Annotated in this window: 14 protein-coding genes; 10 read left to right on the top strand and 4 right to left on the bottom strand. The window is 43.2% G+C overall.

Translation table 11 applies throughout. From position 1 onward, the window contains the following. Positions 1–16 precede the first annotated feature (16 nt). Positions 17–763, bottom strand: a complete 747-nt coding sequence (locus tag RIB15_RS00330; protein ID WP_350200149.1) for a hypothetical protein — start codon at positions 761–763, stop codon at positions 17–19. 155 nt (positions 764–918) lie between these two features. Continuing rightward, positions 919–1392: a hypothetical protein gene (locus RIB15_RS00325; protein WP_350200148.1), complete on the bottom strand. Its 474-nt coding sequence runs from the start codon at positions 1390–1392 to the stop codon at positions 919–921. Positions 1393–1523: 131 nt separating this feature from the next. On the opposite strand from RIB15_RS00325, the gene RIB15_RS00320 reads away from it, so the two are divergent. From RIB15_RS00320 to RIB15_RS00305, 4 genes are all read left to right on the top strand, one after another. Further along, on the top strand, positions 1524–1886 hold the full coding sequence (locus RIB15_RS00320) for an arsenate reductase family protein (RefSeq protein ID WP_350200147.1): 363 nt from the start codon (positions 1524–1526) through the stop codon (positions 1884–1886). Between the two features lie 37 nt (positions 1887–1923). Continuing rightward, positions 1924–2721: a DUF3108 domain-containing protein gene (locus tag RIB15_RS00315; protein ID WP_350200146.1), complete on the top strand. Its 798-nt coding sequence runs from the start codon at positions 1924–1926 to the stop codon at positions 2719–2721. Then, a complete protein-coding gene (gene dut / locus RIB15_RS00310) occupies positions 2718–3164 on the top strand; it encodes a dUTP diphosphatase (protein ID WP_350200145.1) in 447 nt (148 codons plus the stop codon). Before RIB15_RS00315 ends, dut begins: the two co-directional genes overlap by 4 nt. A 143-nt stretch (positions 3165–3307) precedes the next feature. Next, positions 3308–4585 carry an MFS transporter gene (locus RIB15_RS00305; RefSeq protein ID WP_350200144.1) on the top strand — a complete coding sequence of 426 codons (1278 nt, stop codon included), beginning with the start codon at positions 3308–3310 and terminating at the stop codon, positions 4583–4585. 41 nt (positions 4586–4626) lie between these two features. On the opposite strand, the gene RIB15_RS00300 is transcribed toward RIB15_RS00305, so the two are convergent. Beyond that, the gene (locus tag RIB15_RS00300; RefSeq protein ID WP_350200143.1) at positions 4627–6984 is read right to left on the bottom strand and encodes a S9 family peptidase; all 2358 of its coding nucleotides are present in this window, start codon (positions 6982–6984) and stop codon (positions 4627–4629) included. Positions 6985–7062: 78 nt separating this feature from the next. Beyond that, entirely contained in the window at positions 7063–7566 is a 504-nt protein-coding gene (locus tag RIB15_RS00295; protein ID WP_350200142.1) for a PH domain-containing protein, read from the bottom strand. Positions 7567–7607: 41 nt separating this feature from the next. Here RIB15_RS00295 and ccsA point away from each other — a divergent pair, with 41 nt between their 5' ends. From ccsA to RIB15_RS00265, 6 genes are all read left to right on the top strand, one after another. Continuing rightward, positions 7608–8318, top strand: coding sequence for a cytochrome c biogenesis protein CcsA (gene ccsA, locus RIB15_RS00290; protein WP_502881330.1), 711 nt, complete (start codon positions 7608–7610; stop codon positions 8316–8318). A gap of 27 nt (positions 8319–8345) precedes the next feature. After that, positions 8346–8588, top strand: a complete 243-nt coding sequence (locus RIB15_RS00285) for a CcmD family protein (protein WP_350200140.1) — start codon at positions 8346–8348, stop codon at positions 8586–8588. Further along, positions 8585–8980, top strand: a complete 396-nt coding sequence (locus RIB15_RS00280) for a cytochrome c maturation protein CcmE domain-containing protein (RefSeq protein WP_350200139.1) — start codon at positions 8585–8587, stop codon at positions 8978–8980. The genes RIB15_RS00285 and RIB15_RS00280 overlap by 4 nt, the downstream gene beginning before the upstream one ends. A 9-nt stretch (positions 8981–8989) precedes the next feature. Next, entirely contained in the window at positions 8990–11488 is a 2499-nt protein-coding gene (locus RIB15_RS00275) for a heme lyase CcmF/NrfE family subunit (RefSeq protein ID WP_350200138.1), read from the top strand. Positions 11489–11508: 20 nt separating this feature from the next. Further along, entirely contained in the window at positions 11509–12207 is a 699-nt protein-coding gene (locus RIB15_RS00270; RefSeq protein WP_350200137.1) for a hypothetical protein, read from the top strand. Between the two features lie 470 nt (positions 12208–12677). After that, entirely contained in the window at positions 12678–13532 is an 855-nt protein-coding gene (locus RIB15_RS00265) for a 3-hydroxybutyryl-CoA dehydrogenase (protein ID WP_350200136.1), read from the top strand. Positions 13533–13578 lie beyond the last annotated feature (46 nt).

Below are 13578 nucleotides of genomic sequence, written 5' to 3'. Positions count from 1 at the left end.
TGATGCAATGGGCGATCTAAATTCTGATATTTAGTCCCAGAAGCCGGCGGCACTTTTCAATCATAAATTCAATTTTTTGCTCTACGATTTCGTCGTCAACTCTTCTAAGTTGAGCAGCTACACCACGGGGGTTGAGAATCAAAAATGCAAATAGCTCAGCACGTTCCTCATGTGGAAAAGTTTTGGAATAGTTGTTTAGAAAGCCTTCTCGTCCACTGCCCATGGGTGAGTTCTCTAATTGCCCGCGATAACTATTCACATAACCCGAGGCACCAAATTGCTGCTGCCAGTCTGGATCATTGTAGGTATTGAATTGAAATTCTATCAGGTGATAAAGCTCGTGGAGTACGATATGCTCGTTATTTCGCTTTGTATCTATCATCAAAAGCTTAAGAGGTGGGATGGGGATGCCTCCAATCGGTTGTTGATTAGCAAGAATCCGACTGCATAGAATTACATACTTCAGGTCGATTTTAGCTCTGGCGGTAGTCGGCACCCGTGAAAGTGCATTCCTAACAACTCGTGATGCTATTTTAGCACCAGAATTTGTCATTCCCCCACAAAGATATCTTCCGCCACCGGGCTTGGTATGATCTTCAACATATCCAATATTAATGTTGAAAACGGGGTCTAATAATTTAAGGTCACTGATTTCTGTTTCATGGGAAGCTTCGGCTTCGGAAACTCTCTGTGCAACTACAGTATTTATGACACTCAACAAAAGACAACTTACTATAATGCTCATGTAGTAGCAGTTCTTCATGCTTATTCCCCGATTTTATTAATAAAAAGTATTCTTGGTACTTAAACTACAATAAGCAAAAATAGAGAGTTGGAAGCAAGGACAGGAAGAATAGAGTGAGGATCGGGTTTGAATTTTATTAGTTGCAGTTCGATTATTTGCAAATCAAAACCGGCTCACTCCACCATAATGTCGCCGTAGGAAATCATCTGCTGGTTGGCATTGAAAATATAAACGCGGTTCAACCCACGGGCGCCTTCCGGGCTGTTGTTGCTATCCCACGAAAGCAGAATCGGGTCAATCTGGAAAGTAGTCAGGCCGGGTTGCAGCGTTTCGAAATCTTCGTATATAATCTGTTGACGGCCATTTGGAAGTTCCGTCCAAACCTGAATCCCGGTTACAGAATTTATGCCGGTAACATTAACTTCAAATTGTATGTTTTGTGATGTAAGAACAGGATTAGGGTAGGGAGGCACAATTTCAATCAACCCCTGGAAGAGAGGGGAAGTTCGCCAGTCATCTTCGTCTAAATTCTGAACAACACCCTGATTGGTGGTCTCGGTGAAATTAGCGGGAAAGGAGTAGGCTTCTTTTTCAAATTCTCGCTGGGCATCATTACGGGTACAGCTTGCCAGCATGAGCATTGACATCAAAAAAACCGTATAAGAAAAAAACTTCGTCATAAAATGGCACGAACTTAGCGTTCATTACGTTCGAATTTCAGGAAACAAACCGTATCTTTACATCACTGAAAATACAAAACATTCACTATAATACTACGATGCTTCATATTGCAGGTATAAAAAATTGCAACAAAATCAGGGACACAAAAAAATGGATGAAAGAGCATGAGGTAGAGTTTGAGTTCATCGACGTTAGAGAGGAGCCGCTGACCCGCAATGAATTGAAAGAACTGGAGTTTAAGGTGGGTTTGGATGTATTGGTGAATAAAAGAGGCCGGAAATGGAGAGACTTAGGCCTTGCCGACCAGGATCTGTCTGACGATGAATTATTTGAACAACTGCTGGAAAATCAGGTTATGATTAAACGCCCGGTATTAATCAAGGATGAGTCGGTTTTGGTTGGCTATGATGAAGAGTCTTTTGAAGCTTTTATAGCGGAAGAGGAACCGGAGGAGAAATAATCGGCTCACCCCATACGTTGGTCAGCCCGTCCAGATTATGATCAAAATTATCTTCTCCATATTACTATTTATGCTGTCATATCCTGCCTTAGCGCAGCATAACTTTCCGGATACCAGCTCCACGCCGCCAACCATGGAAGAGCTTTTTTCGGTGAAGGAAACGTTCCGGTATGAAGTTAAATATGGTTTTCTAAAACTAGGCTGGGTGAATGTAGAATTGCTGAGTGACACAACCTACGAGGGAAGAGAATTAAATCACATTCTTACCGAAATTGTGTCAAATCCTTCTATACCTTTTGTAGGTGATGAACTGGATCGCTTTCACAGCCTGTTTTATGTAAATGAAGACGGGCTGCCTGTGGAGGTGAAATACTGGAAGGATAATATCGACGAAAATAAGTATGATGAAATTCAGTATTGGTTCGACCGCGACATCAATAAGGTTTACTATATAGAAGAAGATGATTCACGTGATACCCTGGATTTGGAAGATCCGGCTACATCCGGCCATCTGATTTTTTATTTTTCGCGTTTGTTTGCAGGGAGTGAAGAAGATTATACGCTTCCGGTGTATGTAACCAAGAAAAAGGGATATATCTATGCAGACAACTCATTTAAAAAAGAAGAACGAAATTACGCACCCTTCGACGGACCTATTCAGGCATATCTAATGAATGGCACAACAGAAAATATTGAAGGACCTTTTGGTTTTTCCGGCGATTTCAGGGCCTGGTTTCTGGATGATGACCTTCGGGTTCCGCTGGAAGCTAGGGTTAAGGTTTTATGGGGAAATGTAATTGTAAGAATGGTTGAATACTCACGAGAAGAATTATGAAACAGGTACTAATAAAGAAACTGGATCACGCGAAAGACTTACCGCTTCCAAATTATGAATCGGTAGCTGCAGCAGGAATGGATGTCCGTGCAGCCGTAGAAACACCGATTGTTATTAAGCCCGGAGAGCGAACGCTAATTCCAACCGGATTGCAAATAGCCCTTCCTGAGGGGTATGAGGCTCAAATCCGCCCCCGAAGCGGTCTGGCCATTCGAAATGGCATCACCATGCTGAATACACCCGGAACCATTGATGCCGATTACAGGGGAGAAGTGAAAGTAATTGCCATCAACCACGGGGAAGAAGAGTTTGTGGTGAATCACGGCGATCGTATTGCACAAATGGTGATTGCCCCGGTCACTCAGCTCCCGCTTTTGGAAGTGGATGAGCTTGATGAAACGGATCGTGGCGAAGGCGGGTTTGGCAGCACCGGCGTGGAATGAATTTTGAACGCTGACCTTCATTGTTAAACAAAACAACATTCTATTGAGTCATTCTGAGGGTACTCCCGAAGAATCTTCACAAGTCTTAATCTCTAATTATTCCATTTTTGAAGCTGAAATCTGCTTGCTGTCAGCTGAAAGCTATGACCAATAACCTCCGCCCGTACCTCAATCTCATCAAGGATAACAAAGACTTTCGCCGGCTTTGGATAGCTCAGTCGGTATCGAATTTCGGGGATTGGTTCGGTCTGCTCGCCCTGTATGCCATTATTGGCCGGTACTCTGATTCTGAGTTTTTATTGGGGCTTATCATTGTAGTCAAAATGCTCAGCCTGGCCTTTTTCTCACCATTTGCTGGGTATATAGCCGATCGGTTCAACCGAAGAAAACTCATGATTTGGTGTGACCTTCTCAGGGGACTAGCCGTAATTGGAATCATTTTGGTAGATTCAGCAGCAACGCTTTGGCTTGCTTATGTTCTGACGGCCATTCAGATGATGTTATCTGCTGTATTTGAGCCGGCGAAGACTTCCTCCATCCCCAATGTCACTTCAGAAGAAAACCTTACAAACGCCAATATCATATCGACGGCAAGCTGGAGTATCATTTTTACTACCGGGATGGCTATTGGTGGGTTTGCAACCGAGTGGCTGGGAACAACCAATGTGCTGATTCTTGATGGAGTCAGTTACGTTGTTTCAGCCTGGTTTGTATACCGGGCAGTAATCCCTCAAAAACGACTGTCGAAAGAGGAGTTATATAGAACAAGAAATCCACTCAAAGGAATTAAAGAAGGCCTCAGCTACCTGGTGAGAAACCGGCATATTCTTCGGCCTTCACTGGCGAAAGGAACCTCAACGGTGTTTCTGGGCGGACTTGTTTACCTGCTCATTATTGTCAGTGAGGAAGTTCTGATGATGGGCAGTATTGGTCTTGGATTACTTTATGCTGCACGGGGATTTGGAACAGGAATAGGACCGATTATAGGCAGGCGTATCTTCAGGGATGAAAAAGACTGGGTGTTGCTGATGGGGCTTGCTATCACTTTTTGTGGAGTGATGTATTTAGTGGTCGGGATGGTGAATAGTATCGGGCTGATGCTATTGTTCGTATTATTGGCTCATTCTGCATCCGGGGCAAACTGGGTTTCCAGTACGGTACTTCTCCAAAAACGAACTCAGGATACTTTTCGCGGAAGAATATTCAGTACTGAATGGCTGCTATTTACAATAGGAAATTCGTTTTCGGTAATCATCGCTTCACTAATTCTTGAGAGTGGATTGATGACCGTAAAACCCCTCATTATGGTTTACGGAGGAGTGATGGCACTTGCCGGAATCTTATGGAGCTTCACCATAACCCCCAACGAAAAAGCCTGGCGGTTGAATACCGAACAAGAAACATCGAAGGCAAAGCTCTGAATTTTTCTGCCTTCAATATTCAGTGTTCACTGCTCGAAATTCTAATCTTCGTCTTCCGGTAAATTCATATCTACATTACTCCGGTAATCACCCAATAAATGCTGAGAGAAATAATACCATTTCTGGCGTTCGAAGTAGGGTTGATAAGGTCCGAAGCCATGTCGGCGACCGGGCAGAATCATCATGTCAAATCGCTTGCCGGCCTTGATGAGCGCATCCGCCAGACGAAGAGTGTTAGCGGGATGTACGTTGTTATCGATATTTCCGTGTACAAGTAACAGATGCCCTTTCAGATTACCTGCCAAGTCTGCATTCGATTCAATCGGGCCGTCAAAAGTGATTTCTTCTTTTTCCACTTCCACGCTGTCCTCGTTCATTTCTTTTATGGTTTTGCGCTTTTCTTTCACCCCGTTGTGTGTTTCGCTCCACCAGTGGTTATATACATTGTTGTCGTGATTTCCTGCAGAGGAAACAGCAACATCATAAAAATCAGGATAAGTGAGCAGGGCTGCGGTACTCATGAAGCCACCACCGGAATGCCCGAAAATACCAACACGGTTTTGGTCTATAAAAGTATGACGGGATGCCAGTTGTTCGATTCCATACTTGTTATCAGCCAAAGGATAATCACGAAGATCTCCATATCCATAGGTATGGTAATAACGGGAGCGAACCGGACTTCCGCCACGGTTACCAAATGCCACTACCACAAAGCCAAGCTGTGCCAGTGCCTGATTTCGGCCTGTGTAACCCTGCAGCGAAAAGCTGGTTGGGAAAGGCTCGGTTTGTGGCCCCGGATACACGTAAGAAATAATAGGGTAGGACTTGGATGAGTCGAAGTCGAATGGTTTCCACATTACACCATACAAGTCGGTAGCTCCATCTGCTGCCTTTATTCTAAATTCCTCCGGTGCTTTCCACCCAATAGCTTCAGCTTTACCCATGTCGACCTCCTGAAGCGTGAGTATCACTTTTCCATTCCGGTCCCGAAGTACCGACTTGGTTGGCATATCGACACGTGAATAATTGTCTACAAAGTAATTGCCTTTGTCAGATTCTGAAATACTGTGATCGGCATTTTCAGGAGTGAGGTGTTTGAAGTTCGAACCATCAAAACGAACACTGTACAGGTGTTCATAATAAGGATGATCTCCATCACGGCCGTAGCCTTCAAAATAAATGGTTTTTGCCGCGGTATCGATTTTAACAATATCACCCACTACAAAATTACCGGATGTGATTTGATTCTTGAGATTACCTTCAGAATCATAACGATATAACTGTCCCCAGCCGGTACGCTCGCTCCACCAAATGTATTCTTCTCCATCATTGATAATAGCCAGATCCTGGAAACTCCAGTTGAAATAAGGCTTGCTGGTTTCACTTAGAAGAACTTCAGTTTCACCGGTTTCAGTATCACCAATGAGGATATCTACTTTGTCTGAAGTCCGGTTTTCGCGGTAGATATACAGTTTATCAGAAGGGGTGGATTTAAAGTCCCCGGTTTGATGATTTCCATAGTTAGCCCGGAGCTCCTGATCTTCCCATTTATCAGTATCCATGATCACACGGTTGCGGCTGGCGATATCAAAAACTTCAACCTGTGGAATTCCTATCTCTTCATCGCCCGGCATGGAGTATTTGTAGGTTTCAAGTTCCGGACGCTTTCCGAGAGCATCGATAACCCAAAGTTCTTTCACTTTCCGGTCATCTGTTCTGGTGATGTATAGTTTGCTTTCGTCATCAAAAAAGTCGGCATTGGTTCGAAGGCGTTTGTCGCTGGTAGTGTCGCCTTCATCAGCTTGGTAACTGAACCATCGTTCACCATCATCGGTAAGCTGAATCTCAGTACTGTCTTCGTCATCTGAACGCATGATGTAGAGATTGTGATTTTTAGCAAAGGCAATCCATGTACTATCAGGAGAGTAGGTAGCCCAACGTTCGCGCTCTTCTTTTTCAAGCGAGTCTCCTTTAATAAGGTCGTTTCCATTTAGATTATAAGTGAATTGAATACTGTCCACATGGAAAGTAAACCGCTCTTTATCTGTGTCATATTCAAAATCTTTCAGATCCAGGTCTTTGGCATTGAACGGACGCTCAAAAATCTCTGTAAGTTGCGACGCCATTTCTTCCTGGTCAAAAAGAAGGCGCTGGGACGGACGTTCAGCATTTACGAAATACCAGTTTTTACCTTTATCGTTTTCGTAGGTATACCAAAAGTTGTTGGTGTCTTCAATCCATTGGGCCCATACCGAAGTATTTCCAATTAGTTTTTCCATTTTATCACCGGTGAAACGTTCTGCAGCCTCGAAATTAGCTTGTTGAGCAAATGCCGTATTAGAAAATAAAGCGACCAGAAAAGCGACTAAAAGAGCTGATTTTAATAAAGATGTGTTCATAGAAAAACCATAATGTTTAGATTAGGCGAACAATAAACGAGATATATTTGTAAAAGGCTGTGATAAAATTCGGGATAGCTACAATTTCTCTTTTTCGGCCCTAAAATCCTGATCGTCGATAAGTCCCTGTTGCCAAAGGCCAGTCAAGTATTCCAGCCGATCCATTGAACCGGGGTCGTATTCCGATTCTCTTGGTTTGGCTTCTTTTTCCGCTTCAATTCTTTTGAGTTCAGCTTCAACGGCTTTTTCTATTGATTTGCTGATCGCTTCCGGGTTTTTCAGCCCGATAAGCTCAATCTTTCTGCCGCTTGTTTTGAGGACAACAGAGCCAACACCAAACGACTTTTCCCCAGAAACAGCCTGCCGGATATCTGCCAGATCAATATTCTGAGATATATGGCCATCTACCACCGTAATTTTCCGGTCAGTGATTTTATACGAAATGCCTTTCTGTGTTTTCCATGTTTTCCAAAGCAGGTAGATGCCAATTAAAACCGGGGTCAGAATTACTCCAAAAAAATACCGCCAGAAAAAAGCTTTCCAGGAGGGAGTGAGAATGATGGATTTTTCGTTGTTACTCATAACAGATTTTACAGATTATATACTCAGATTATCGTGGGTAAATTCGTATATTTTGCATTGCAAACGTAGCCATAGTTAATAAAATTCGCATACTATTGAAACCCTGGAAATACGTAGTTGCCGGCTGGATGACGCTCGTTATCATTGCTGGCTTTTTGATTGAAATCCCTGACATTCCCATTCTCGAACAGACGGCACGTAATATTTTTTTCCACGTACCTATGTGGATGACCATGTTTGTGCTGTTCCTTATAAGCTTTTGGTACAGCATTAAATATCTGAATGAACCGGTTATGGAATTCGATATTAAAGCTTCATCAGCTGCGATGGTGGGAGTCGCATTTGGGGTTTGTGGATTATTGACGGGTTCACTTTGGGCGCGATTTACATGGGGCTCATGGTGGACGTTCGCTGAACCTAAAATGAATCTGGCCGCTCTCGCTCTGATGATTTATGTAGCTTATTTTGTACTCAGATCCGCTTTTGATGACGAACAGAAGCGCGCAAAATTGTCGGCTGTTTATAATATTTTTGCAGTTACTACCATACCGTTTTTATTGTATGTGGTTCCGCGGCAATTAACAAGCTTGCATCCCGGGGCAGATGGAAATCCTGCTTTTAGCGAGATTACAGCCGACGAACTTCGTTATATTTTATACCCGGCATTCATCGGATTTATAGCTATAGGCTTTTGGATTTACGATGTAGTTAACAGATATAAAAAGGTTCAATTCGAAATTGAGAATTCGTAAATTTCAATGCAATAAGATTTAAAATTAATGCAAGAAGATTCACTCGCCGTCGTTGATACCCTGACTCAAGCCTACTCTGACAATTGGAGTGGAGCTCCCGGGGCAGAAGATGCCGGTGCATTCATTCAATTTATGTCTTCAAACGAATTAATATATGTAGTGTTGGGAGTAAGCCTGATCATCTGGTTTATACTCCTGTTTTTTCTTTTCCGGGTAGATAAGAAAGTGAGTAAACTGGAAGAACAAATTCAATCATCAAAAGACGCATGAAACCAAAACTGATTATAGGCATTGTAGCCATTGTTGGGTTTACCTCCCTGTTGATGTACAACTTTGGGGAAAGTATTAGTACCTACACAACTTTTGAAGGTGCATCTGAAATGAGCAGTGCTCACATCCCGGGTACCTGGGATGAAGAAAAAGGAGCTGAATTTTCGTTGGAAACCAAGAGATTTGTGTTCTATATGAAAGACGAATCCGGTGTTTCCAAAAAAGTGGTGTACTCCAAGCCCAAACCCAATAATTTTGAACAGGCCGACCAATTGGTGGTTATCGGTGAGATGAGGGGTGATACTTTTTATGCAAACGAAATGCTGATGAAGTGTCCTTCTAAATACAACGATGCCGACCCAAGTCAATTCAGCGAAGCTGCACAAGGTTAAATCTCTTCTATGCTAGGAACAATTGGTAAAATCCTGATCTCCGCTTCTTTTGTAACTTCTCTGGCGGCCATGATCTTCTATTTCATTTCAGCAAACCGGGATGAAAACAGAACCCTGAAAGTGGGCAACTGGCTGTTTGCCACAAAAGCAGCTTTTCTTGTTGTTGCTTCCGGAATCCTGGTTTATCTGATTTTCCAGCATCAGTTTCAATATTATTATGTATTCAATTATACCAGTCTTGATTTAGCCCCGCGTTATCTCTGGTCAGCTTTTTATGGAGGGCAGGAAGGCAGTTTCATGCTCTGGATTCTCATTTCCGCTTTCTTTGGTTTTGGGTTGATGAAGTGGACGAGGGAACCATATAAGGCTCCGGTGCTTTTCTTCCTGACACTTACACAGGTATTCTTATTATCCATGCTTTTGGGATGGGATATTTTTGGGCTAAAACTGGGAGCCTCACCATTCCGAACCATCGCTGAAGAAATGCCAAATGCTCCGTTTCTGCAAACTAATCCTGATTTTGTTCCACAGGATGGAAGCGGCTTAAATGATTTGCTAAAAAGCCCCTGGATGATGATTCATCCGCCTATATTATTTGTGGGTTTTGCGATGATGACCATCCCGTACTGCTTTGCCATGGCCGCGCTGTGGAAGCAAAAGTATAATGAGTGGATTGGGCCGGCACTTCCTTGGACACTGAGTGCAAATGTAGCTTTACTGACCGCCATTTTTCTCGGGGGATATTGGGCATACGTCACGCTTTCATTCGGAGGTTATTGGGCTTGGGATCCGGTTGAAAATGCATCCCTGGTTCCATGGCTGATCGGTACGGCGGGCATTCACACTATGATTATTCAACGTAAGAGCTCAGTGGCTCAAAAATCATCGATTCTGTTTGCCATACTTGCTTACGTAGCAATTGTTTATGAAACCTTTCTGACTCGATCCGGAATTCTGGGAAGTTCATCCGTTCACAGTTTCGTGGATTTAGGATTGTACAATCAGCTGCTGGCTTTTATGGTAGTAGTAACCGGAGTAGGTCTGGGGCTCTTCTTTTGGAGGTACAAGGAGCTTCCTTCACCAGATAAAGAAGCTAAATTCCTGAGCCGTGAATTTATGACGGTCACCGGAGCGATGCTGCTTCTCATACTTGGCCTGGTTATTATTTTAGGAACCAGTTCTCCGATTATCGGTAAATTATTTGTAGAAAATCCCACTCCCCCGGAAATAAGTTTTTATAACGACTGGAGTATGCCCATTGCTATGATAATGGCCATCTTTACGGTGTTGGGACAGTACCTTTTCTGGAAAAAATATGACGCTGAATCTCTGGCATCAGCTCTGATTAGTCCCTTACTGGTTACGAGTGCGGTAACTATCCTGTCCATCATTCTTGGAGATGTACGGAACATCTACTACATGGTGTATCTCTTTTGCGGGTACTTCGCTGTGGTAGGGAATGCCTGGGTTCTGGTGCGTTTAACAATGCAGAATCCTAAGCTCATTGGGGGTTCACTTACACACATCGGTTTTGGATTACTTTTGGTCGGAATTTTAGCTTCATCTGCATATAATTCCTATCTGGTGGATCAGAAAACAGCGAACTATAACACCGCGGTAGAACGGGGAGAGGTGACGGATGAACAAGGCTTTAAAGTCACCCAAAAAGAAGAAATGCTATTGTTAAATCTGAATGAGCCGGTTATAGTAGACTCCAGATATGTTGTGACTTATGAAGGGTACGAACTTGACAATTCAATCCGCAGGGGACAGCAAACCTATAAAATTAAGTTTGAGCCGGTTGATGGTGGCAAGACTTTCTATATGAATCCGGAAGTGTATCCGATGCTGACAACTTCCACTGCCGAGAATATCCAATGGTCGGTAGATCCGGATGTGAGAACAGGATTGCTAAGTGATATTTATTTATATGTAGGTGGTAGTTCATATGTACAGGAACAAAACGACCGGGCCAGTGAAAATCGCCGGATGATGCAAAATGCATCCCTGCAAGATACCTCTGGAACAGATACACCTGAAGTTCAAAAAATTAAACTAAACCCGGGTCAGACTATTGATGTGGGCAAGTTTAAAATCAGGTTTGTGAGCTATGCCAGAACAGATACTTCCGAACTTCCGCCAAATACGACCATTGGTGTTAAAGCACAGGTTGAGTTGATGCATCCTGCCAGCAATCGAGTCATCACTCTTGAACCCCTTTTTGCTGTTTACAGCCAAGACGGGCAAAGCTACATCTATTCACCGCCAGCCCGGGTTCCAGACTTTGATCTTGAATTTCAATTCACCCAAATAAACCCTCAGGAAAACAATATTGAACTAACGGTAACCGGACTTGAGGAAGAATATGAGCCGGAATGGGTGCTTATTGTGGCGGATGAGAAACCGTTTATATCTGTGGTATGGGCAGGAACATTTATTCTGATGGCTGGATTTAGCATTTCGATTTTCCGACATTGGGGCAGAGAACGGAAAAAGAATAATGAATAATCAATGTTGAACACAGAATAATGAAGTCAAATACTTTAGAGCTCCGGATCAGATCAACATTCAAAGTTGAATATTCTATATTCATTATTCTTTTTGCACTACTATTTTCTACGGGAACCGATATTAGGGCTCAGCAAAAAGAAGACCTTCCATCGCCACGTGGAGCTTTTCTGCGATCTCTGGCAGTTCCGGGATGGGGACATTATTACGCCGATAATGATAACTGGAATCGGGGCAAGTATCACCTTGCGGGGGAAGTAGTACTGGTTCTTTCATATTTTGGGCTTAATGCCCGCGCGAATTATTTAGAGCAGGATTACTACACCTTTGCTCAAGCGAAAGCTAGCACCAATCTCTCCGGTAAATCCAGAGATTATATTATCGCTGTGGGTAATTATGATAACCTTTCTGCTTACAACGATGCACAGCTCCGGACACGAAATTGGGATCAGGTTATTCCGGATACTCCTGCAAATCAATGGAGTTGGGAAAGCACAGCGCAAAGGTTTCAGTATCAGGATGCGAGAGAGCGTGTGGAACGTAACCGCAGTCAGTTACCCACTTTAGTAGCGCTTATGGTAGCCAACAGGATGGTAAGCGGTATCAGTGCTTTTATTCATGCCCGAGATCTTGCAGAAAATGTACCTGAAGCTAGCTTTACTTATGTAGATACTTTTGGTCAGCCTGCGATAACAGCTAATCTTCGGTTTAACTTTTAAAGCAAATTTTCGTTTTCCTTCCTTCCTTTCTGAATCTCATAACTAAACATGAGTTCAAGTCAAGTTAAAATGAGTCATTTTTGGCATCTGGATTATGCCCTGATGGCTTCTAGTCAGTCTGATGGATCTCTAGAAAGACTTTTTGTCGAATTCGCGTTAACTAACGACAGTTCAATATAAAGATAGTCGTTATTATATATTGAGTGGTCATTTCGCGGCGAATGCCCGAAACCCAATTGTTTTCCAGACATCAATAACTGATTCTATGGCTATATCTAGTCCCGTCTTCGCGGGAATGATCACAATCGCTATTTGTTCGTCTGCTATGCTCATTTCTTATATCGAACTCAGGTTAATGAAGGTTTTTTACAGGACTGAATTTTTTCTAAAAAAGGAACTCCATCGCCTTGAAAAACGCTTCCAAAAGTCCTAATCTGATAAAAATTAAAAACTGAAAATAACCGGATAGAATGGACGTAAAGAAAGTAGCTGTAATTGGCGGCGGAACAATGGGAAATGGAATTGCGCATGTATTTGCGATGAATGACATTTCCGTACATCTCATCGAGACCCAACAGGAATTTGCGGATAAAGCCGTAGCGACCATCGAGAAGAATTTGGATCGCATGGTGAAGAAAGAAAAGATTGATGAGGCTAAGAAAAACGCAACACTGGATGGAATCACCGTATTTCTGGATGTGGAGAAAGGTGTAAAAGATGTTGACCTGGTTGTTGAGGCTGTTCCCGAAAATTTTGAGATCAAGAAAACCGTCTGGGAAAAAGTAGACAAAGCTGCTCCTGATCATGCTATTCTGGGATCCAATACGTCCTCTATTTCCATCACAAAGCTGGCGGCTTTAACATCCCGCCCCGAAAAATTTATCGGGATGCATTTCTTTAATCCGGTTCCGGTGATGAAGCTGGTCGAGATTGTACGCGGACTCCAAACCGATGATGAAACCTATGAGGTAGTGAAAGTTACTTCAGAGAAATTGAACAAAGTACCAGTTCCTGTTAACGATGCTCCCGGTTTTGTAAGTAACCGCGTTCTGATGCCCATGATCAATGAGGCCATCTTTTGCGTAGGAGAGGGAGTCGCAACAGCTGAACATGTGGACGAAGTGATGAAGCTGGGAATGGCTCACCCAATGGGTCCGCTAAGACTGGCAGATTTTATTGGCCTGGATGTGTGCCTTGATATATTGAACGTGTTGTATGAAGGTTTCAAAGACCCGAAATATCGCCCGGCCCCGCTCTTGGTTAAAATGGTGGATGCCGGCAAATTGGGCAACAAAACCGGCGAAGGGTTTTACACTTACGACTGAGTGACCTAAGCCTGACTTTAGTCACTCTGAGCGAAAGCGCCTGCCT

The organism is Gracilimonas sp. (assembly GCF_040218225.1).
Taxonomy (GTDB): Bacteria; Bacteroidota; Rhodothermia; order Balneolales; family Balneolaceae; genus Gracilimonas.
The sequence above is the reverse complement of the archived record's forward strand: the minus strand, read 5'-3'. Positions and strand labels throughout refer to the sequence as shown.

What these genes read in the sequence shown, in the direction of transcription:
- RIB15_RS00330 (WP_350200149.1), bottom strand. Translation starts at nt 763, where the DNA reads ATGAAGAACTGCTACTACATGAGCATTATAGTAAGTTGTCTTTTGTTG.
- RIB15_RS00325 (WP_350200148.1), bottom strand. Translation starts at nt 1,392, where the DNA reads ATGTCAATGCTCATGCTGGCAAGCTGTACCCGTAATGATGCCCAGCGA.
- RIB15_RS00320 (WP_350200147.1), top strand. Translation starts at nt 1,524, where the DNA reads ATGCTTCATATTGCAGGTATAAAAAATTGCAACAAAATCAGGGACACA.
- RIB15_RS00315 (WP_350200146.1), top strand. Translation starts at nt 1,924, where the DNA reads ATGATCAAAATTATCTTCTCCATATTACTATTTATGCTGTCATATCCT.
- dut (WP_350200145.1), top strand. Translation starts at nt 2,718, where the DNA reads ATGAAACAGGTACTAATAAAGAAACTGGATCACGCGAAAGACTTACCG.
- RIB15_RS00305 (WP_350200144.1), top strand. Translation starts at nt 3,308, where the DNA reads ATGACCAATAACCTCCGCCCGTACCTCAATCTCATCAAGGATAACAAA.
- RIB15_RS00300 (WP_350200143.1), bottom strand. Translation starts at nt 6,984, where the DNA reads ATGAACACATCTTTATTAAAATCAGCTCTTTTAGTCGCTTTTCTGGTC.
- RIB15_RS00295 (WP_350200142.1), bottom strand. Translation starts at nt 7,566, where the DNA reads ATGAGTAACAACGAAAAATCCATCATTCTCACTCCCTCCTGGAAAGCT.
- RIB15_RS00285 (WP_350200140.1), top strand. Translation starts at nt 8,346, where the DNA reads ATGCAAGAAGATTCACTCGCCGTCGTTGATACCCTGACTCAAGCCTAC.
- RIB15_RS00280 (WP_350200139.1), top strand. Translation starts at nt 8,585, where the DNA reads ATGAAACCAAAACTGATTATAGGCATTGTAGCCATTGTTGGGTTTACC.
- RIB15_RS00275 (WP_350200138.1), top strand. Translation starts at nt 8,990, where the DNA reads ATGCTAGGAACAATTGGTAAAATCCTGATCTCCGCTTCTTTTGTAACT.
- RIB15_RS00270 (WP_350200137.1), top strand. Translation starts at nt 11,509, where the DNA reads ATGAAGTCAAATACTTTAGAGCTCCGGATCAGATCAACATTCAAAGTT.
- RIB15_RS00265 (WP_350200136.1), top strand. Translation starts at nt 12,678, where the DNA reads ATGGACGTAAAGAAAGTAGCTGTAATTGGCGGCGGAACAATGGGAAAT.